Here is a 19,727-nt window from a genome sequence, read left to right as displayed (position 1 = left end):
CTTTCTCTGCTTTCTTAGGCTTCTCAGCCTTCTCAGAGCGCTCAGCCTACGGGTTCTTTGTGGTATTTTATCTTTCTGCTGTAACCATAAGAAGCTAGCCACAGCACACAACCCCCTATAGGGATCACCCAAAATGCCGTGGTAAGCGGTACAAAGTTAGCCCAAAGCCCGGTGGAAAAAGAAGCGACCTGTACCCCGGTGGAGTTGCCGATAATCGCAATACCAGAAAGTACTGGGCCGTTGTCGCTGTCGATATTCATTGCCGCAGACAGTGCAAGCGGGAATAGCCCACCGAGTCCTAAACCTAGCAATAAATTACCCGCGCCTATGCCATAGAAAGTTGGCATCAGCTTAAGCGCAAAGACACCAGCAAGGGAAGCGGTAGCCATAAGCACTATCATGCGATGGAGTGACACAAAGCGAAGCAGAAATGGAAAGGTCAGGCGACTTATAACCATACCTGCGGTAAAGCATGCGAGTAGATTACGCGACTGTTCACCGCTAAAGCCTAAGCCGTTTTGCGCATAGCTTACAAACCAGTTCGCGTTACCAAACTCTACCGCGCCATAACCAAATGTGAGCAAGGCTAGAAATATAAAAACAGGCTGTTTGATGATGGTACCAAATGCCAAGGTTTTCTTAGGCTGTTTTGGCTGACCTTTGAGGACTTTTGCCTGTGACCGCGCCGCGATGTACGTATAGCAAGATAGAATGATCATCACGCCAGCCACTACTTGAATAGGTAAACGCCAGTTTTGTTCAATAAGATATAACAGTGTTACAAAGAAAGAGGCGGCAAACGTTCCTAAGCTGAACATGAAGTCCATTAAGCCCATCATAGTAAAGCGCTTTTCAGCGTACATCCGCGCGATTAATGTGTGTCCTATGGTAAAAATCGTTGAACTTACTACCCCAATTAACACCGCTAACACCAGAAACCATTGCCAAGATGACAGTACTGAGACTAAAAGCAGAAGCACCGTATTCATACTAAACAGGGTCGCTAATAGCGGCATGTACTCGAAACGACTGGCATACTTGCCACCAATCACAGCGCCTAACATCATGCCTACCGAAAACAGCGAGAACAAAGCACCACTGACGACCTCAGACATATTCAGATCGGCGGCAATATCAGGCAGAAGTATTCCCCATAAAAGAAATAACTTACCAATTAAGAAAAAACCGGAAAAGATAACAATGGTAGCGGGAAGTCGGCTCATTTAGGCTCCACAGTTGATATCAGTAGGGAAACAGCGGATGTAGTTGTAAGGGCACAATCTAGGTAGCGCCCTTAACTTAGAAATTGAGCCCTTCGCAAAACTGCCTAGTAAGACAGATCAGGGCCCTTTCTTATCTTATGAGCACAATTCACATTATCGCATGATCACAACTTCAACAGACTGCTGATAGTCGCAGTTAAATGCAAGCGAAAGCGTTTTCCCTTTTTTATCCCATGCTACTGGTACGCTATGGCCATCTACTAAAACACGTGAAGGTTTTTGGCTAAAACCATGCACAACGTAAGTGATGTCTCGCTGCTTAGGCATACCTATGTAGCTGCCTTCGCTATCAAGAGTCAGGGATAATGCGGCCTTTTCGTCTACTGACGCACTGAGCTGTAGTTTGGTGTACAAGCCTTTTTTGACAGACGCTGGATTTTTGCCGTCATCCTCGTAATAAGTATATGACGATAAATTTACTGAATTGTCATGCCAGTAGTGCATTTCTATTTTGCGGGCATCAAACTGCTCTGTGCGGCTAAGCCCTTTAGTCATTGGCATAAAGCTTCCTGCTTTTACCCACACTGGGAAATTATTTTGGCTTAGCGGGTAGTTAACGGTTTGACCACCTTCGTATTTCGTATCAGAGAAAAAATCAAACCAAACACCTTTTGGAAGAGTTGTCGGCCATTGGGTCTGGTCAGGGCTAGTCACGGGTGCCACCAACAGCGCGTCGCCCCATAAATAACTGTCGGCGTTCTCAAACCATGAGCTTTCACTATACTCCATGCCCAAGGGGCGCATTAGCGGCGTGCCGTTCAGCGCATTTTCAAACGCCAATGAATAATTGTAAGGCAGCATGTCGTAACGAAGCTGAATGAACTTGCGCGCAATAGACTTCACTGGCTCGGCATGGAAAACAGGCTCTGGGGCAATATTATCCTGTGCATGAGGCCTAAATACAGGTGAAAAAGTACCAAACTGAAGCCAGCGGGTATAAAGCTCGGCATCAAAGGTTTCGCCTCCGGCAAACCCACCTAAATCAGAATGGGTATATGCCATACCAAAGACACTCATTTGAAGTGCTAATTCTACTTGTGGCTTAAGCCCGCCCCAGCTTCGGCTTACGTCTCCGGTCCAAGGCACCATACCGTAGCGTTGGCTGCCCAAAAAGCCTGAGCGCATGAGTACGAATGGTCGTGTGTCAGGTTGAAGCTCTGTTAAGTTGTTATATACGGTTTTGGCCCACTGGTGGCCATAACCATTATGAACTTCTGCGCCGCTTACTTTCTTCGACTGCCACATGTGCTGTATATCATCAGGGTGTACTTCAGGCTCGCCCAAGTCGCCCCACCAGCCGGCTACACCTTGCGCAGCAAGCTTTTCATAATACTGCCAAAACCAATCTTGGCCGGACTCACTGAATACATCAACAAGGCCGGTATTACCAAAATAAAAATCGAAGGTATACGGCGTGCCATTATCGTTTTGTGCAAGAGCATTATTGGCAACAGCGCTATCCCATTGCTTTGACGTCGTAAGAATAAACGGTTCTGTTATAAGCACGGTTTTTACGTCTTGAGCGCGTAGCTCGCTAATCATTTTCTCAGGCTCAGGGAAAGCGGCGGTGTCCCAGCTTAAGTTCCCCATATGCCCTTTAATGTCTTTGCCAAACCAATATAAATCAAGCACTACGGCATCAACAGGAATATCTTGCGTGTTAAAGGCATCGACAACATCCATGACCTGCTGCTGCGACTTATAGCCAAAACGAGAAGCAAAGTTACCTAACAACCAACGCGGTGGAAGCGGCTGCTTTCCCGTTACTGCTACAGTAGACGTTACCGTATCTTCTAGGTTTTCACCCAACACCATGATGTAGCTGGCGCGCCCACCTTGCGCCTTAAATAGCAACTCGTCGCTGTTCGTTTTGCCAATATCTAGCTCACCAGAAGCGGTGTTATCGAACAATACGCTATAATTTTTCGACGACATCACCGCCGACAAGCCAAAGTACATCTGATTTGAAGAGGTTGTGTAACCGTAATGTGCTTTGTTGTATAGCGGCATGCTATGACCACGACGGTCCATACCCAATACCCGCTGGCCGCCACCATAAAGTTTTTCGTTTTCATCTAACGCAAACGACAGGCTGACGCCGTTACTGGAAATACTTAGTCCGCCTTGTTCTTTCGCGACAATTTTGCCGTTAACAGAATAACTGATAGCGTGCGTCGCCTTATCAACATGCGCTGCAATATTATTGAGTTTTAAGATTAGGGTTGTCGCAGTTTCAACTAGCTCTACATCATTAGCTATTTTGTTTGTAACATCAGTCAGCGCGGGCTCGGGAAGCGCCATAGACGGTAGATTTGCGTAAGGCGTGCCATTATCTTTAGTAAGATACGTTACTTGAAAGCCACTATCGTGCAACGCGCTTATCGTGAAGTCATTGGTATCCGTATCAATATTTAGCGTTGCTTTTTCGAGTGTTGCTGTTTGAACTTCGGCTACCGTATTTACCGAGAAAAATGCCAAACCAGCACATGCAAGTGCTATACGCTGTTTCCTGTCTATCATGCTCAAAACCTTTTTATGCTTCATAGCGAAGCGCACCTAATTAGCGAAGCTCGCTTAATTAAAGCCTACTTGTGTACTGTGAATGATAGCTAGTGCTTTGCTCAACTTAAATAAACATACGTATTCATAATGTTAAATTTGTTAACAGCAATTGCTTTATTAATGATTATCTCTTTGGCTCACTTACTGATATAAAAAGATGTATAAACAGGGAGTCTATTAATCATGGGAGAATACTTCGTTATGCCTTATGCGCCGATGCCAACCTTTCTTAATAAAGTTAATCTAAAGCGAAATGAATGATGCGATGGATGTTATTTGGTGTCATTACATCTTTATTTGGGTTTTATTGCTTTGTCAGATTATTTCAGCCTAGCGCATTTATTCATGTTGGAGATAATAACGCCGCTTTAGCGACGGTGTTTATTGACTCCAGTTGGGACATCCAACAATCGGGATTTGATCGCGAAGAGTTATTTGAGGTTGTCAGTAAATATAATCTCCCTCGAGGCGTTGTGTATTTACATATCCCAGTTATTTATGATGCTCAAAACAAATTAACTCCACCACCAAACAACAGACAAAGAGAGATTCGTATTTTTGATACTTCGCTACTTATCGAAACTGCTCCTTTAGATCCGTTCGGCGTGCCTTACACCCTAAGACTTATCTCTATTGATAGACAGAAATACTGGATAAGAGATAGCCATATGGACAGCGCACTTTTTCAGTACAAGGCCGACATCAACTTTACTCCAGTATCCACAAACTGGTTTAGCTCAATGCTCTAACATTAAAGGTGCCATTAAAGCATCTAGTTCTCGAAAGCCTAACAATACCAATCCGCATAAAAAAGCCCGCAACACGGTGCGGGCAAAACATCAATCACGTTGAGTGTGATGAACGTTGGGAAGGGGCGAACCGAGTATTAGTTACCCGGCCCGGCTTTAACGATAGCGTCGCTAACGTCATATTTTTTAAAGTTCTGTTTAAAGTCGTTAACTAAGTTAGCGGCGTATTCGTTGTACTTCTCTTTATCCGCCCACGTGTTTTGCGGCACAAGCAAATTGCTGTCTACACCGTCTATTGCCACTGGCACATCTAGGTTTAACGCGTCAATGTGCTGAGTTTCCACATCAGCCAAATTGCCCGATACAATCGCATCGATGATGGCGCGTGTAGTAGGGATATCAAAACGGCTCCCTGTTCCGTATGGGCCGCCTGTCCAACCGGTATTAACCAAGTAAACCTTTGCGCCGAACGCTTTAACACGCTTAATCAGAAGCTCAGCATACACGCCTGCTGGACGTGGGAAGAAAGGCGCACCAAAACAGGTTGAGAAGGTCGATTCAATATCGCTAGTAGAACCAATTTCAGTAGAGCCGACTTTCGCTGTGTAGCCACTTAGGAAGTGATACGCCGCAGCTTCTTCACTTAACACTGAAACAGGAGGCAATACGCCACTTACGTCACAGGTCAAAAATACAACCGAGCGAGGTTCGCCGCCTCGGTTTTCAGCAACGCGCTTTTCAATATGTGAAAGCGGGTAGGCCGCACGTGAGTTTTGGGTTAACGATGTGTCGGTATAGTCCGGCGTGCGTGTTTCATCAAGCACTACGTTTTCTAGGATGGTACCAAACTTGATAGCATTCCAAATAACTGGCTCGTTCTTTTGAGAAAGATCGATACACTTAGCGTAGCAACCGCCTTCAATATTAAATACGCTACCTGGTGCCCAGCCGTGCTCGTCGTCACCAATCAAGAAGCGCTTAGGATCGGCTGAAAGCGTGGTTTTGCCAGTACCTGAAAGACCAAAGAACAGGCTCACATCGCCTTCTTCACCCACATTTGCTGAACAGTGCATAGGTAGTACGTCTTTTGCTGGAAGCAGGAAGTTTTGCACTGAGAACATGGCTTTTTTCATTTCACCCGCATAACGCATGCCCGCAAGCAGTACGCGTTTTTTCGCGAAGTTGATGATAACCGTACCATCGCTGTTTGTACCGTCGCGCTCTGGATCGCAAGTAAAGCCAGGCACGTTTAGAATTTGCCAAGGTTGGTCGCCTTTCACATTCCACTGTTCTGGAATAATAAATAAATTACGAGCAAAAACATGCTGCCATGCGGTTTGCGTTCTTACTTCAAGCGATAAAGCATGCTCGGGGTCAGAGCCCACTTGAAGGTGTGAAAGAAAGTGTTCTTGGGTAGAAAGATAAGCTTCTACTCTATCCCACAGTGCATCGAATTTGTCGGCGTCAAAAGGCTTATTAACTTTGCCCCAATCGATGTCGTTTTCGGTAGTTGGCTCTTTAACGATAAAGCGATCGTTTGGAGAGCGACCCGTACGTTTGCCGGTTTCAACGACAAGTGCACCGTTTTTATCTAGCACACCTTCGCCGCGCAATACGGCGCGTTCGATAAGCTCTGCATTTGGCAGGTCGATAAGTGGCGTTACTTTCAGTTCCGTTTGAATTGAGGCTGCTGCGGTCATGGCTGTTACCTTATATGTAATTTTTCAAAAGCACTTTCAAAAAAGTATCACCTCTTCAAGTGTAAAGTAAATAAGGGCTTAGATGCATTTATACGGAATATAGTCATTATTCAAAATGCCAAAATTTCATAAATATTGTAAATTAATTACAATGAAAGCCTTTACCTTGGATATAAATGCAAAAATAGGGATTAGAAAACCTTTATTGATCGATGAATTTCAAAATAAAATGATGAATTTTTTTTTGAAACAGCGAGTGAAAACTTTCACTGAAACTGAAATAAAAGGAAAGTGTGGCTGTGGAGAAAAGTTAAACACTTACTGCTGGGTATTTTTTGACCACAAGTGAAGTGTAGAGCGAATGAATTGAGATATACTGCGAGGTGTTCTGAAATAAAAAAGCACCTTCGAAAGAAGGTGCTTTAACACAGAAGTAAACAAGTATTTACTGATTAGAAGAAGGAGCGTCGAAGTTGCCGCTGTGAATAGCTTCAACATCTATACTGTCAAAACGATATTCAGTATGACAGTACTGACAGTTCATTTTGATCGCGCCTTCTTCCACAATAATTGCGTGAAGTTCAGACTTCTCAACGTGACGAAGTGCCTCTGCGCTGCGCTCTTTTGAGCAAGAACAAGCAAAGGTTACGTCCTTAGCTGGGTACATTTCCACATCTTCTTGGTGATAAAGACGATACAAAATGTCCTCAACCGGCAAAGAGAACATCTCTTCTTTGGTCAGTGTTTCGGTAATTTTTGAAATGTGTGCAAATTCATTGGCCTGCGACACGTCAGTTGCACTTGCATCGGTAGGTAATACTTGCAATAACACGCCCGACGCTTTCGCATTTTTAGGGTCGCTCATGTCTGTCATTAGGTGCACGCTAGTTGCAAGCTGTTCTGACTGAGCAAAGTAGCCTTCAATACATTCAGCAAGAGACGGTTTATCTAGGGCAACTACACCTTGATAACGCTCACCTTCATCTGGTGTAATCGTAATAACCAATACGGCCTGCGACAATAATTCTGAAAACGTTTCTGGTAATGTTTCTAATGTTTCGTCCCAGCGTGCTACACCGCGAAGCGTTTGTTCGTGAGTGGCATTTAACACTGCGTAGCTTACCGGCCCTTTGCTTTGAATTTGAAGTGAAATTTCACCTTTAAACTTAAGGGTTGCCGTCAGCAGTGATGTTGCTGCCGCCATTTCACTTAGCAATGTTTGAATTTGCACAGGGTATTCATAGCTGTGCACTATGTTTTTTAAACTTTCATCTAGGCGAACTAATTCGCCTCGAACGTTAGCTTGGGTAAATAAGAAGCGGTGTAATTTATCGAAATCGCTCATAAATGATCCTGTTGAGCAGCACACTATTGCTGCTTAAATTTAATAATCTGTCGTCGCTGCTTTTTATCAGGTCTATGATCTGGTTTAGGACTGTGAAACGCGCTCATTTTTCGTGCGGCTTGGTTTTCTTCACGTTTTGTTACACTTTCAGCCGTTTCTTCAAAAAGCGCCTGCGCTAAAGGTGCACTTAAACGCTTTTCACTTAAGCCTAGCACCTTTATTTCACGAATATCCCATCCCGCGGGAACTTTAATCATGGCGCCAAGCTCTACATGCTTACCAGGTTTGGCTCGTTGCCCGTTGTACTGGACCTTTCCCGACTGCACCATGTCTCTAGCGATGGCGCGAGTCTTAAAGAACCTTGCAGCCCATAGCCACTTGTCCAGCCTAACATTTTGTGGTGTATTGTTACTTTCCGATTGGCTCATGTAATAATTTCGTAATGGTGCGGCTTTAGTGTTTGACCCTCACCTTTACTAGGCTATTATGGGTTTGCTAAAGCGCGGTTAACCAAAAATTCACTATATTATAATAAAGCAGTACCATTAGTGGCAGCATGACATTCAATAAACCCAATCCACAATCTCTGGTTGTTTATCTAAGCCAGCATCAAAAACAGCTACATACCATAGTAGTGGTTCTGCTTAGCCTGTATTTAATTGCATTTGCTGCCAAACTCGTGTGGCGAATTATACCTGAACCTCAACTATCTGCGACACCCACAGTAAGCCGTGCTCCGGTTATTTCATCGTCATCAGGCAAAAGTGGGGTCAATATAGCTAAAATACAACAGCTGAATTTATTTGGTAATGCAGCAGCTAAACCTGCTGAACCGGTCGCCGAAGTGACTGACGCGCCAGAAACGCGCTTAAACTTAACCTTAACGGGCGTTGTAGCCAGTTCAGAACAAGAAGCTGGTACGGCGATTATTGAAAATCGTGGAAGCCAAGCGGTGTATGGCTTGGGTGAAAAGATTGAAGGCACCAATGCCACGTTGCAAAAGGTGTATAACGATCGCGTCATTATTAAAAACGGGGTAAGAAACGAAACCCTGATGCTAGACGGCATTGACTACGACGAAGCTAATCGTCGCCGTGAAATGCAGGCAAGAAATCGCCCTGAGCCCGAAGATGAATTAGAAGAAGATACCGTCGAGCTTAGCGATGAAGCATTAGAGGCAACTGCGGCACTTCGTGAACGCCCTGCAAGCTTTACAGATTTTATTTCGATATCGCCGAAAACCGAGGAAGGCCAACTTATTGGTTATCAAGTTAGTCCTGGGAAAGAGCCTGAGTTATTCAAATCGGCCGGGCTTCAGGCTGGCGATGTCATCACCCAAATTAACGGGCTAGACCTTACCGACTTGCAACAATCGCAAGAGGCACTGTCTGAGCTACGCAATGCACAAAATATAGAATTAACGATTATTCGAGATGGCAGTTTAACCACGCTCTACTTAGATTTACCCGAGGCGTAACAACAACTAAAACGGTAACGGCTCGTTTTTTACTGGTAAGCGTTTGTGTAGAGGTCAGCACTGTAACTGTGCAAGCAATTCAGCCATCGACATGTTAGGAAATGAAGGAAGTTAGAATGAAAAGGCGCACTAGCCATAAACTATTATCTCGCTTAGGCACAGCTATGTGTACGGCGCTTCTGTGTTTCTCGGTCACTGCCGCTGAATACATGCCTAATTTCAAAGATACTGACATCAATGAATTCATTAATATTGTTGGCAAAAATCTTGAGCGCACCATTATTGTCGACCCAAACGTACGCGGCAAAATTAGCGTACGCAGTTACGACATGCTTAATGAAGATCAGTACTATCAGTTTTTCCTAAATGTACTCCAAGTTTACGACTTTGCTGTAGTTGAGATGCCAAGCGGTATTTTAAAAGTTGTACGCTCTAAAGACGCGAAAACCTCAAATATTCCAGTAGTGGAAGGCGCACAACAAGACGGCGACGAGTTTATTACCCGCGTAGTGCCAGTATACAACGTGCCAGTACGTGAACTTGCGCCTATTTTACGACAGCTTAATGACCAAGCAGGTGGCGGTAACGTGGTAAGTCACGACCCATCAAACGTTATGATGCTGACAGGCCGCGCTGCGGTAGTGAATCGTCTTGTGGAAATTATTGAACGCGTAGACCGCGCGGGCGATGAAGAAGTCGAAATCGTAAAACTTCGTTATGCGTCAGCATCTGAAATGGTGCGAATTATCGAAAGCATTAATAAGTCGCAAGGCAAAGCGAATACTGGCGCAAAGTCTGAGCCTCGTGTAGTAGCTGACGATAGAACCAACTCCGTTATCGTAAGTGGCGATGTTAAAGCACGTCAGCGTCTTATAAACCTTATTCAGCGCATGGATCAAGAGCTTGAGTCTAACGGCAACACTCGCGTATTGTTCCTTAACTACGCGAAAGCAGAAGATTTAGTTAAGGTGCTTCAAGGCGTATCGGCCAGTATTCAAGCAGAAGAGCAAGGCAGTGGCACTACGTCACGCAGAGCGAGTTCAAACCGCGAAATCAGCATTGATGCACACGAAGACTCTAACGCCATCGTAATTACCGCCGAGCCGGATATGATGCGCTCGCTTGAGGAAGTGGTACGACAGCTAGATATTCGCCGTGCGCAGGTACAAGTTGAAGCTATTATCGTAGAAGTGTTTGAAGGTGATGGCACAACGCTAGGTGTACAATGGGTTTCAGAACAAGGTGGCGGCACGCAATTTAGCAACGGTGTAGTACCTGTAGGTTCATTAGCCGTAGCCCTTAAGCAAGCAGAAGACGATACAGACACTGAAGCCTATGTTACCGACGACGGTGAAGTGGTAACTGTGACTACCACCGATGAAGGCGACTATACTTCACTAGCAAGCCTTTTAGGTGGTGCTAATGGATTGATTGCCGGTGTTATCGAAAATGGCTGGGGTGCTGTCGTTCAAGCAGTAAGCACTGATACCAACTCTAATATTCTTGCCACACCTCACCTAACTACCATGGACAATGAAGAAGCCTTTTTCATTGTAGGTCAGGAAGTACCCATTATTACCGGTACTACAACGGGCGCGAACAACTCTAACCCGTTCCAAACGGTCGACCGTCAAGAAGTGGGTATCAAACTTAAAGTAACGCCGCAAATTAACGAAGGCGATGCAGTTCAATTACTTATTGAACAAGAAGTGTCGAGTGTAAGCGGCGCTACCTCAGTAGATATCTCGATTAACAAGCGTGAAATTAAAACTACAGTAATCGTTGATGATGGCGGCACTATCGTACTAGGTGGATTGATTGATGAAGACGTACAAGAAAGTGTGTCTAAAGTGCCACTTTTAGGCGACATCCCTATTCTTGGTCACCTTTTCAAAACAACGTCGACCAGCAAGCGTAAGCGTAATCTAATGGTATTTTTAAAACCTACGATTGTGCGTGATGGCGCTACTATGAATTCAATCAGTCACCGTAAATACAACTATATTCGAGCGCTACAGCTTAAGCGTCAGCAAGAGGGCGTATCTTTAATGCCATCGGCTGAAACGCCAAGCATGCCTGAGTGGAACGATGCACTAGCCCTACCACCTTCATTTGAAGAGTACCTTTCAGAGAAAGAGAAGCAAAAAGAAGGTAACGAGTAGTATGGCGGATGAACAACTTACTCAAGCACTAGAGGCGCAAGAAGAAGCTCTAGAAGCCATGGGTGAAGAGGCCGGCTTACCCGAAGAAGAGGCTGGCCCCAAGCAGTTATCGTTTAGTTTTGCAAAGCGCAATCAGGTGCTGCTTGAAACCAACGAGACACCAGCTGTACTGTATTTTACAGAGAATACGCCATTTGACGTATTTGCCGAAGTTAGGCGCTTTTATGGGGAACCGTTTGTACCTAAAACTATCCCTGCTGACGAGTTTGAAAACCTATTAACGAGTGCGTTTCAGCGTGATAGCTCTGCAGCTAAACAGCTAATGGAAGACCTTGGCAATGAAAGCGATTTGTTCGCCCTTGCCGAAGACTTGCCTGACACTGAAGACCTGTTAGACAGTGAAGATGATGCACCTATCATCAAGCTTATCAACGCCATGTTAGGCGAAGCGATAAAAGAGGGTGCCTCGGATATTCACATAGAAACCTTTGAAAACCAGCTTGTTGTTCGTTTTCGCGTAGATGGCGTATTGCGCGAAATTTTGCGTCCTAATCGCAAGCTTTCATCCATGTTGGTATCGCGTATTAAAGTTATGGCGAAGTTAGACATCGCCGAAAAACGTGTGCCTCAGGATGGTCGTATTACGCTCCGCATTGCTGGTCGCGCTGTAGATGTTCGTGTTTCTACTATGCCATCGAGTCATGGCGAGCGTGTGGTGCTGCGTTTACTTGATAAAAACAATGCTCGCCTGAATCTAGAAGATTTGGGCATGACGCTTCAAAACCGAAACCATTTTTCTTCTCTTATCAGAAAGCCCCACGGCATTATTTTGGTTACCGGCCCAACAGGCTCTGGTAAAAGTACCACGCTGTACGCCGGGTTAACTGAAATAAACTCGCGAGACAGAAACATTTTAACGGTTGAAGACCCTATCGAATTTGATCTTCCAGGTATCGGTCAAACACAGGTGAACCCCCGCGTTGATATGACCTTTGCCCGCGGGCTTCGCGCTATTTTGCGTCAAGACCCTGATGTAGTCATGGTAGGTGAGATTCGCGACATCGAAACCGCGCAAATTGCCGTTCAAGCCAGTTTAACCGGTCACTTGGTACTGTCCACACTGCATACCAATACTGCAGCAGGCGCCATTACCCGTTTAGAAGACATGGGTATTGAGCCATTTTTGCTGTCGTCGAGCTTATTGGCCGTACTTTCACAGCGACTGGTACGTACCCTTTGCCCGGATTGCAAAAAGCCCCATGCGCCAGACGCTTCTGAGCTTGAAGTACTAGGGCAGAGTGCGACGAGCGACACCACCATCTATAAGCCGCACGGCTGCGCAGCGTGTAATCAAACTGGTTACCGTGGCCGTACCGGCATTCACGAGCTGTTGTTAGTTGATGAAAAAGTACGTGAAATGATGCACGAAGGTGTCGGCGAACAAGCCATTGAGCGTTATATCAGAACCTCGACCCCAAGCATCCGTGAAGACGGCTGCGGCAAGGTGCTAGCTGGAGAAACTTCTCTTGAAGAAGTGCTTCGAGTAACGAGGGAAGACTAAATGGCGGCATTCGCTTATAAAGCGGTTAATGCCCGCGGTAAAAATACAAACGGGGTACTTGAAGGCGATAACGCACGTCAGGTACGCCAACAGCTGCGTGAAAAAGGCTTAATCCCGTTAGAAGTGGAGCAAGTTGCAGAGCGGTCACAAAACGAAGGCAAAGGACTTTCTTTTTCACTGTTTAAACCACGTATTTCAGCCTCGGATCTAGCGCTTCTTACACGCCAAATGGCAACGCTTGTAGAATCAGCACTTCCTGTTGAAGAAGCACTACTCGCCGTCGCCGAACAGTGTGAAAAACCCCGTCAGAAGAACATGATGATGGCGGTACGTAGTAAAGTGGTAGAAGGTCACGGTCTTGCAGACGCGCTTGCACAGTTTCCCAGCGTTTTTGATGAGCTATACCGCGCGATGGTCGCAGCAGGTGAAAAATCAGGGCACCTTGATACCGTGCTTAACCGATTGGCCGACTACACAGAGCGCAGGCAGCAAACCCGCAGCCAAATTACTCAAGCGATGATTTACCCATCGTTAATGCTGTTCTTTGCAATGGGTATCGTCTTATTGCTTTTAACCGTGGTAGTGCCAAAAATTGTTGGCCAGTTTGACCACATGGGGCAAGACCTGCCGGGCATCACACAGTTTCTTATTTCTGTAAGTACATGGCTTCAGAACTACGGTTTATTTATGCTAATTGGCATAGGCGTACTTATTGTTATTATTCAGCGCGTACTGCAGCAAAAGCACATGAAGCTGCGCTATCACAGAGCACTTTTAACCCTGCCTTTAATAGGCAAAGTTTCTAGAGGCTTAAATACGGCCCGATTTGCTCGTACCTTAAGTATATTAAGTGCCAGTGCAGTGCCACTACTTGAAGCTATGCGTATTTCAGGCGATGTACTGGAAAACCAGCATATTAAAAATCAAGTAGCCGATGCGGCAGTCAACGTTAAAGAAGGCTCCAGCTTGCGCGCCGCGCTAGATAACACGAAAATGTTTCCACCAATGATGATGCACATGATTGCGTCAGGTGAAAAATCGGGTGAGCTACAGCAAATGCTAGCTCGCGCCGCAGATAATCAAGATAGGGAATTTGAAGCGCTTATTGGTGTCTCACTTAAGGTATTTGAACCCTTACTTATTGTATCTATGGCAGGTATTGTCCTGTTTATCGTTATGGCAATATTGCAACCAATTTTAGCATTGAACAACATGGTGAATATTTAATGAAAACACTTAATCGCAGTTCTGGTTTCAGTTTGATTGAAGTCATGGTCGTACTTCTAATCATCGGTATTATGGCCTCAATGGTTGCACCACAAATTTTGGGTAATCAAGAAGAAGCACAGCTTAAAAAGGCCGCGGTAGACATTCAGCAAATGGAAAGTGCGCTGGAAATGTACAAGTTACGCAACAACCGCTTCCCTACCACTGAACAAGGTCTGGACGCGCTAGTAACAGCGCCGACTATCGACCCAATCCCACGCAACTACCCAGAAGGCGGCTTTATTAAGCGTCTACCTGAAGACCCATGGGGCAATCCATATGCGTTAATTAGTCCAGGAGAGCTTGGTGTGGTGGATATCTTCTCTAATGGTCCAGACGGTGAGCCGGGTACTGATGACGACATTGGTAACTGGAACATCAACGAATACTTGAACTAACCTATATGCGCTACCGCGGCAGTACATCGGCTTATAAAGCAGGCTTTACCTTATTAGAAGTCATGCTGGTACTGCTGCTTATGGGCTTGGCGGCGGGTTACGTTATGTTTAACGCCTTCGGAGCAAGTAAGTCAGACCTATTAAAAACCCAAGCCCAACGCCTGCAGGTGATTATTGATATGGCCAGCGATTTTGCGGTGTTAAATCAACAGCAGCTGGGCGTACGCTTTGAAGCCGAAAAAAACGAATACTACTTCGTTTACCTAGACGACGATGATGAGTGGCAGCGTATTGAAGGGGAAAAAACCTACGAGCCCTACACGTTACCCGAACCTTTTACCTTCACTTTAAATTTAGATGACCTCCCGTGGGATGTTGAAGACAGGCTCTTTGACAGGGAGCTGTTCGACGAGAATTTAAGTGTTTCTGACGAAGGCGTTGAAATAGGTAACGAAGAAGAGAAAAAGCTGCCTCCGCCTCAAGTGTTGATTATGTCGAGCGGCGAAATAACACCTTTTACCCTATCGTTTAATTATGAGGGCGATGACGGCGACGACCCTGTCTATTACAGCTTGCAAAACCAAGACTTACCGCCTTTAGTGCTTGAAGGGCCCCTGGAGCGTCCATTATGAACGCGCCCACTCCAAAAGCACCTTGTATGAGAACAAGCTCTGTAAATTCTTCTGGTAAAAGCAGCACGTTTAACCACCCCCATAACCAACGTGGTTTAACCCTACTCGAAGTTATGGTGGCACTGCTTATTTTCGCACTAACTGGCACCGCAGTGCTTAAAGCCGCTGGCGAGCACTTATCTAGCGTCGGCCAAATAGAGTCTGTTACTTTTGCCAATTGGGTGGCAAGCAACCGCCTTAACCAGCTTCAGCTTGATACCACCTGGCCGCCCAAAAATAATTTAAAAGGCACCATGGAGATGGCTGACCGCACTTGGTACTGGCAACAAACCGTCGCGAAAACCAACGATAACGACTTACGTGCAGTTACCGTTTCGGTAGGCGAAGATGAAAGCTACGAAAGCTCAGTGACATCGGTTACCACTTTTGTGGCTAAGCCAACGGCGGGGAACTAGTATGCAGCGCGGATTTACGCTTATAGAAATACTGATTGCCATGGCCATATTTACCCTCATCGGGCTGGCATCAACGGGCTTACTTACCACAGTTATCGACAGCAATGATATTTCTGAAGAGCGTTTTGCTAAGCTCCAATTGCTACAGCGGGCCATGATCACGATTGAACGAGATCTTCAACAAGCTGTGCCTCGCGCTTCTCGTGTAAACGGAGAAAAGCAAGATGTGGTCATGGCAGGTGGAGAAACCGACGACAGCAATGATGACGGTATTGGTTTTGTAAGAGGCGGTTGGCACAACCCGCAATTAATGCTGCCAAGAAGTACTTTGCAGTTTGTTGCCTACAGGCTTCAAGAGAACAAGCTTGAGCGACTTTACAGTAATTACGTAGATAATGTTATTGGCTACGAGCCGAAAGTACGAGTGCTGCTAGAAGACATAGAAAGTTTAAAAATAGAGTTTCTCGCCACCTCGAACAGCAGTTCGTTAGATGATGACGAAGATATCTCGTGGAGTGAAAGCTACAAAGGCACGGCGTTACCGCGGGCTGTCGCCATAGAGTTTGTAAGTAAAGACTTTGGCAAAATTCGAAGGGAATTCACCTTAACTACGGGTGAATCATCATAATGCCAAACACAAGAAGACGCCTTTTAAAAAAACATACGCGCGCCAAGACTAAGACGTGTATGCCCCAGCTGTCTAGCCCACCAGCTAAACAAAAGGGTGTGGCACTTATGATTGTACTTATGATTGTGGCATTAGTGGCCGTGCTGGCTACAGAAATGGGTACGCGATTGCAGCTACAAGTGCAGCGCACCATGAATTTAAAAGACAATAATCAGGCTTATTGGTACGCCATGGGCGCCGAAGCTTTTGCACGTAAGTCAATTCAGTCGCTGATAGAGGAAAGCCCAGATACTATTTCTATTGACCAACCTTGGGCACAAGAATTTAGCTATCCGTTAGAAAACGGTGGTTTAACGGCTAATTTGGAAGACCTTCAAGCTTGCTTTAATCTTAACGCAATAGCATCGGGTAGTGCTTCGAATAACGCAAACAGTGCCTCAAGCAATACCACCGAAGCTATGGAAGCTTTTCACACCATGCTGCTATCGCTAAACGTTGACGGGTTAGACAATTTTACCGCCGATACACTGCGCGACAGCTTAGCAGACTGGGTTGATGAAGATGACAGCATGCGCCCCTATGGCGCAGAAGACAGCGAGTATGAGTCAAGAGAGTTTCCATATCTTGCAGCCAACGGACCACTGGCATCGAAAAGCGAATTGCGTATTATTAACGGAGCATCGCCTGCGTGGCTAGACGATTTAATGCCTTTGGTTTGCGTGATCCCAGATTACAGTGAATTGAAAATAAACGTTAATACGTTAGAAGAAGAAGATGCACCATTACTAGCAGGCCTAACGGGACTTGATCTTCAGCAAGCTGCGAGTTTACTCAGCAGCCGCCCGCAAAACGGGTGGGATGATACGGATGCATTTTTAAATGAGCCGTCTATTCAAGCGCTTAACCTAACAAGCTCTCGACAAGATTGGTTTTCAGTTAAAACTGAATATTTCATGTTGCATACAAAAACACAATACAACAAAGCAACCTTTAAGCTTTCCACCGTGTTTCATGCAAGCGCCGATAGTGGCGTTAGCATTGTGAATCGCGAGTTTGGGGGAACCTATTAATGGAACAATTATTGGTGCGTTTAGGCGCCAACTACACAGACCCGATAAGCTGGCTCGTTTATTCAAAATCTGAAGACGAGATCATTGCTTCTGGCGAATTACCTAGTGCAGAAGACTTATCTACGCTCACTGAGCGCGCTGGTCAGCGAAGCGTTATCGCTCTAGCACCAAGCAGCGAGATACTGCTTAAATGGGTAGAGCTACCGCCTAAAGCTGGGCGTAAAATTATCTCAGCTATTCCATTTATGCTAGAAGACGAATTGGCTACCGACATTAGCCAGCAGTTTTTCGCCATTGGCCCTAAGCGCGGGAACAAACAAGCTGTCGCTGTGGTTAGCCATGAAAAAATGGAGCAGTGGCAAGCCTGGCTAAGCGAAGCAGAGTTATTTTGCGACACCATTATTCCTGACGTTCTAGCGGTTCCAGTAACCGAAAACGGCTGGTCGGTACTGACCTTAGGGGAGCAACTACTGGTTCGCCAGGACGAATTTAAAGGGGTTCAAGGTGAACAAACCTGGTTGCTTCCTACATTAGTGCACTTCACTGCGCAGCAAGAAGCGCCGGTAACTATCACAAACTACGCAGGTATCGATTTAAGCAGTCTGCCAAATATTGAAGAAGCACAGGCCCCACTTGAATTGCCCATGCAAGTATTGGCTAAAGAGGCCATGCAAAGCAGCTTTAACTTGTGCCAAGGTGAGTACAAGATTAAACGTAAGCGCAGCGGCGTGCTAAGTCAGTGGCGTGTAGCCGCTGTACTCGCTGTACTTGCACTGTGTACCAGCTTAGTAGATAAAGGCGTTACTCTTTATCAGCTAAAGTCGCAAAACCAAGCACTTAGCAGTGAAATAAGTAGCGCAGTTAAAGCCGGCTTTCCCAACATTGGTACCTATCGCAACGTACGGTTAAAGCTACAAAGTGAGCTTGCCAAGTTAGAGCAGGGCGGTGGGGATGCTTCCATGCTTATTATGTTAGATCAGCTCGCACCGGCTTTTTCAGCCACCGACGTTAAGCCACAAACATTGCGCTTTGACGCTACCCGCACAGAAATTCGTATTCAGGCGCAGGGCAAAAACTTTGAAGCTTTAGAACAGTTTAAACGCAGCGCTGAAAACGCGGGTTTTGTGGTTGAACAGGGTGCGATTAATAATCGTGACAACGGCGTTGTGGGTACAGTTTCAGTAAGGAGTACGTTGTGAACGCGCTTTTAGAAAAATACAAAGCCCTCACTGAACGGGAACAAAAATTAGTGCTCATTTCTGCAGTGATGGTAGTGATAGCACTGTTTTATTTTGCAGTATGGTCGCCACTAAATGCTGCGCTAGATAAACAAAAACAACTGCTTGATAACCAGCAGTCGCTTCTAGTTTGGGTAAAAGACAGCGGTGCACGCGCTCAACAGTTACGTCGTAGCACGGGTAACAAACGGGCGTTTTCAGGGTCGTTACCGCAAGCGGTGAACCGAACCACTGCCCAGCATGATATTGCTATTTCCCGTATGCAGCCTCAAGGTGATGAACTGCAGGTATGGGTAGACCAAGCGCCATTTAATGCGGTGCTAGAATGGCTTAAAGCCATGGAAAACATGGGCGTAGTTATTCTTCAAGCCGATATAGCTGAAGCGGATGCGCCAGGCTATATCAAAATTCGCCGACTACAGTTAGGTAAAGCATGAAGTCGAAAGTTAGTTGGATCATAGGCGGAATTCTTGCCTTCCTATTGTTTGCTATTGCTTATATGCCCGCAGTGCAGGTTATTGGTCGTGTAACACTACCGAATAATGTCTCGGTAAGCGGAGTAAGTGGCACTTTATTTTCTGGTAAAGCACAGACCCTAGTGGTGAACGGCTTGCCGGTTAACAACCTGAAGTGGGAACTCAGCCCACTTCACATGTTATTAGGTAAGGTTAAGCTAGACCTAAAAGCAGGTAATATTCGCGATAAAAACGACATCGCGTTTGAAGGGCCTGTTACCACAGGGCTTTTCAGTCAAGATACAATCAATACCGAGAACTTTACGCTCTACCTGCCTGTAGATAGAGTACTTGCACAAGTTCGTCTACCCTTACCTGTTAATGCAGGCGGACGCTTTAAAGTCTCGTTAAATGATTTAACATTCGGCCCTGCGTGCGAGTCGCTAGATGGTACAGGAGATTGGTTAAACGCGACGGTTGCGGGAACCCAAGGGCCCATTGATTTCGGTACTTACTCAGCGAAACTTCGTTGCGAAGGAAAAGATATTGGCATCATGGTAAGCGAGCCTAACTTGTTAAGCTTATCCATGGACGCGGTTATCCCTACCAATATGAAAAATATCCGCGTTAGCGGTAAATTTAAACCAGACGATAGCTTGCCCAACGAAGTACACCAAGCGGCTCGCTTGTTTGGCGCGCCTAATAGCAGCGGGTATATCCCAATAAAGCTTTAACGAGCAAAGCAG

General features: G+C 45.7%; 18 protein-coding genes. 13 read left to right on the top strand and 5 right to left on the bottom strand.

From position 1 onward, the window contains the following. Positions 1-41: 41 nt before the first annotated feature. Positions 42-1,223 carry an MFS transporter gene (locus ACYTPF_RS10790; protein WP_461852209.1) on the bottom strand — a complete coding sequence of 394 codons (1,182 nt, stop codon included), beginning with the start codon at positions 1,221-1,223 and terminating at the stop codon, positions 42-44. A gap of 153 nt (positions 1,224-1,376) precedes the next feature. Beyond that, complete coding sequence (locus ACYTPF_RS10785) at positions 1,377-3,803, bottom strand: TIM-barrel domain-containing protein (protein WP_461852208.1); 2,427 nt, start codon at positions 3,801-3,803, stop codon at positions 1,377-1,379. A gap of 299 nt (positions 3,804-4,102) precedes the next feature. Between ACYTPF_RS10785 and ACYTPF_RS10780 the strand changes: the two genes are divergently transcribed. After that, the gene (locus ACYTPF_RS10780) at positions 4,103-4,594 is read left to right on the top strand and encodes a hypothetical protein (RefSeq protein ID WP_461852207.1); all 492 of its coding nucleotides are present in this window, start codon (positions 4,103-4,105) and stop codon (positions 4,592-4,594) included. Positions 4,595-4,731: 137 nt separating this feature from the next. Here the strand turns inward: ACYTPF_RS10780 and ACYTPF_RS10775 are convergent, their stop codons facing one another. From ACYTPF_RS10775 to hslR, 3 genes are all read right to left on the bottom strand, one after another. Beyond that, positions 4,732-6,294: a phosphoenolpyruvate carboxykinase gene (locus ACYTPF_RS10775; protein WP_461852206.1), complete on the bottom strand. Its 1,563-nt coding sequence runs from the start codon at positions 6,292-6,294 to the stop codon at positions 4,732-4,734. A 445-nt stretch (positions 6,295-6,739) separates the two neighbouring features. Beyond that, positions 6,740-7,639 carry an Hsp33 family molecular chaperone HslO gene (hslO, locus tag ACYTPF_RS10770; protein WP_461852205.1) on the bottom strand — a complete coding sequence of 300 codons (900 nt, stop codon included), beginning with the start codon at positions 7,637-7,639 and terminating at the stop codon, positions 6,740-6,742. A gap of 23 nt (positions 7,640-7,662) precedes the next feature. Beyond that, complete coding sequence (hslR, locus tag ACYTPF_RS10765; protein WP_461852204.1) at positions 7,663-8,067, bottom strand: ribosome-associated heat shock protein Hsp15; 405 nt, start codon at positions 8,065-8,067, stop codon at positions 7,663-7,665. A 128-nt stretch (positions 8,068-8,195) separates the two neighbouring features. Here hslR and gspC point away from each other — a divergent pair, with 128 nt between their 5' ends. The 12 genes from gspC to ACYTPF_RS10705 all read left to right on the top strand — a co-directional run bounded on the left by gspC (position 8,196) and on the right by ACYTPF_RS10705 (position 19,715). Beyond that, on the top strand, positions 8,196-9,116 hold the full coding sequence (gene gspC / locus ACYTPF_RS10760) for a type II secretion system protein GspC (protein ID WP_461852203.1): 921 nt from the start codon (positions 8,196-8,198) through the stop codon (positions 9,114-9,116). A 116-nt stretch (positions 9,117-9,232) separates the two neighbouring features. After that, the gene (gene gspD / locus ACYTPF_RS10755) at positions 9,233-11,278 is read left to right on the top strand and encodes a type II secretion system secretin GspD (RefSeq protein WP_179984997.1); all 2,046 of its coding nucleotides are present in this window, start codon (positions 9,233-9,235) and stop codon (positions 11,276-11,278) included. A gap of 1 nt (position 11,279) precedes the next feature. Beyond that, a complete protein-coding gene (gspE, locus tag ACYTPF_RS10750) occupies positions 11,280-12,839 on the top strand; it encodes a type II secretion system ATPase GspE (RefSeq protein WP_461852202.1) in 1,560 nt (519 codons plus the stop codon). Beyond that, positions 12,840-14,066, top strand: a complete 1,227-nt coding sequence (gene gspF / locus ACYTPF_RS10745; RefSeq protein ID WP_179984998.1) for a type II secretion system inner membrane protein GspF — start codon at positions 12,840-12,842, stop codon at positions 14,064-14,066. Then, positions 14,066-14,503 (top strand): type II secretion system major pseudopilin GspG, encoded by a 438-nt coding sequence (gene gspG / locus ACYTPF_RS10740; RefSeq protein WP_012520130.1) that lies wholly within the window; start codon positions 14,066-14,068, stop codon positions 14,501-14,503. The genes gspF and gspG overlap by 1 nt, the downstream gene beginning before the upstream one ends. A 5-nt stretch (positions 14,504-14,508) precedes the next feature. Then, complete coding sequence (gspH, locus tag ACYTPF_RS10735; RefSeq protein WP_179984999.1) at positions 14,509-15,135, top strand: type II secretion system minor pseudopilin GspH; 627 nt, start codon at positions 14,509-14,511, stop codon at positions 15,133-15,135. Positions 15,136-15,161: 26 nt separating this feature from the next. Then, the gene (gspI, locus tag ACYTPF_RS10730) at positions 15,162-15,590 is read left to right on the top strand and encodes a type II secretion system minor pseudopilin GspI (RefSeq protein WP_461852201.1); all 429 of its coding nucleotides are present in this window, start codon (positions 15,162-15,164) and stop codon (positions 15,588-15,590) included. Between the two features lies 1 nt (position 15,591). Then, positions 15,592-16,218, top strand: a complete 627-nt coding sequence (gspJ, locus tag ACYTPF_RS10725; RefSeq protein WP_461852200.1) for a type II secretion system minor pseudopilin GspJ — start codon at positions 15,592-15,594, stop codon at positions 16,216-16,218. A gap of 59 nt (positions 16,219-16,277) precedes the next feature. Beyond that, complete coding sequence (gene gspK, locus ACYTPF_RS10720; protein WP_461852199.1) at positions 16,278-17,288, top strand: type II secretion system minor pseudopilin GspK; 1,011 nt, start codon at positions 16,278-16,280, stop codon at positions 17,286-17,288. Beyond that, positions 17,288-18,487, top strand: coding sequence for a type II secretion system protein GspL (gene gspL / locus ACYTPF_RS10715; RefSeq protein ID WP_461852198.1), 1,200 nt, complete (start codon positions 17,288-17,290; stop codon positions 18,485-18,487). Before gspK ends, gspL begins: the two co-directional genes overlap by 1 nt. Beyond that, positions 18,484-18,963, top strand: a complete 480-nt coding sequence (gene gspM / locus ACYTPF_RS10710) for a type II secretion system protein GspM (RefSeq protein ID WP_179985004.1) — start codon at positions 18,484-18,486, stop codon at positions 18,961-18,963. The genes gspL and gspM overlap by 4 nt, the downstream gene beginning before the upstream one ends. Beyond that, positions 18,960-19,715, top strand: a complete 756-nt coding sequence (locus ACYTPF_RS10705) for a type II secretion system protein N (RefSeq protein ID WP_179985005.1) — start codon at positions 18,960-18,962, stop codon at positions 19,713-19,715. The genes gspM and ACYTPF_RS10705 overlap by 4 nt, the downstream gene beginning before the upstream one ends. Positions 19,716-19,727 lie beyond the last annotated feature (12 nt).

It is taken from the genome of Alteromonas sp. HB246098 (assembly GCF_054890645.1).
Note: the sequence above shows the minus strand (reverse complement) of the source record. Positions and strands in the feature narration are given on the sequence as shown.

Excerpts from the sequence above, each read along its gene's own strand:
- gspC (WP_461852203.1), top strand. The coding sequence starts at position 8,196 with ATGACATTCAATAAACCCAATCCACAATCTCTGGTTGTTTATCTAAGC.
- ACYTPF_RS10780 (WP_461852207.1), top strand. The coding sequence starts at position 4,103 with ATGATGCGATGGATGTTATTTGGTGTCATTACATCTTTATTTGGGTTT.
- ACYTPF_RS10775 (WP_461852206.1), bottom strand. The coding sequence starts at position 6,294 with ATGACCGCAGCAGCCTCAATTCAAACGGAACTGAAAGTAACGCCACTT.
- hslR (WP_461852204.1), bottom strand. The coding sequence starts at position 8,067 with ATGAGCCAATCGGAAAGTAACAATACACCACAAAATGTTAGGCTGGAC.
- gspI (WP_461852201.1), top strand. The coding sequence starts at position 15,162 with ATGAGAACAAGCTCTGTAAATTCTTCTGGTAAAAGCAGCACGTTTAAC.
- ACYTPF_RS10790 (WP_461852209.1), bottom strand. The coding sequence starts at position 1,223 with ATGAGCCGACTTCCCGCTACCATTGTTATCTTTTCCGGTTTTTTCTTA.
- gspD (WP_179984997.1), top strand. The coding sequence starts at position 9,233 with ATGAAAAGGCGCACTAGCCATAAACTATTATCTCGCTTAGGCACAGCT.
- ACYTPF_RS10785 (WP_461852208.1), bottom strand. The coding sequence starts at position 3,803 with ATGATAGACAGGAAACAGCGTATAGCACTTGCATGTGCTGGTTTGGCA.
- gspF (WP_179984998.1), top strand. The coding sequence starts at position 12,840 with ATGGCGGCATTCGCTTATAAAGCGGTTAATGCCCGCGGTAAAAATACA.
- ACYTPF_RS10705 (WP_179985005.1), top strand. The coding sequence starts at position 18,960 with ATGAAGTCGAAAGTTAGTTGGATCATAGGCGGAATTCTTGCCTTCCTA.
- hslO (WP_461852205.1), bottom strand. The coding sequence starts at position 7,639 with ATGAGCGATTTCGATAAATTACACCGCTTCTTATTTACCCAAGCTAAC.
- gspG (WP_012520130.1), top strand. The coding sequence starts at position 14,066 with ATGAAAACACTTAATCGCAGTTCTGGTTTCAGTTTGATTGAAGTCATG.
- gspH (WP_179984999.1), top strand. The coding sequence starts at position 14,509 with ATGCGCTACCGCGGCAGTACATCGGCTTATAAAGCAGGCTTTACCTTA.
- gspE (WP_461852202.1), top strand. The coding sequence starts at position 11,280 with ATGGCGGATGAACAACTTACTCAAGCACTAGAGGCGCAAGAAGAAGCT.
- gspL (WP_461852198.1), top strand. The coding sequence starts at position 17,288 with ATGGAACAATTATTGGTGCGTTTAGGCGCCAACTACACAGACCCGATA.
- gspJ (WP_461852200.1), top strand. The coding sequence starts at position 15,592 with ATGCAGCGCGGATTTACGCTTATAGAAATACTGATTGCCATGGCCATA.
- gspK (WP_461852199.1), top strand. The coding sequence starts at position 16,278 with ATGCCCCAGCTGTCTAGCCCACCAGCTAAACAAAAGGGTGTGGCACTT.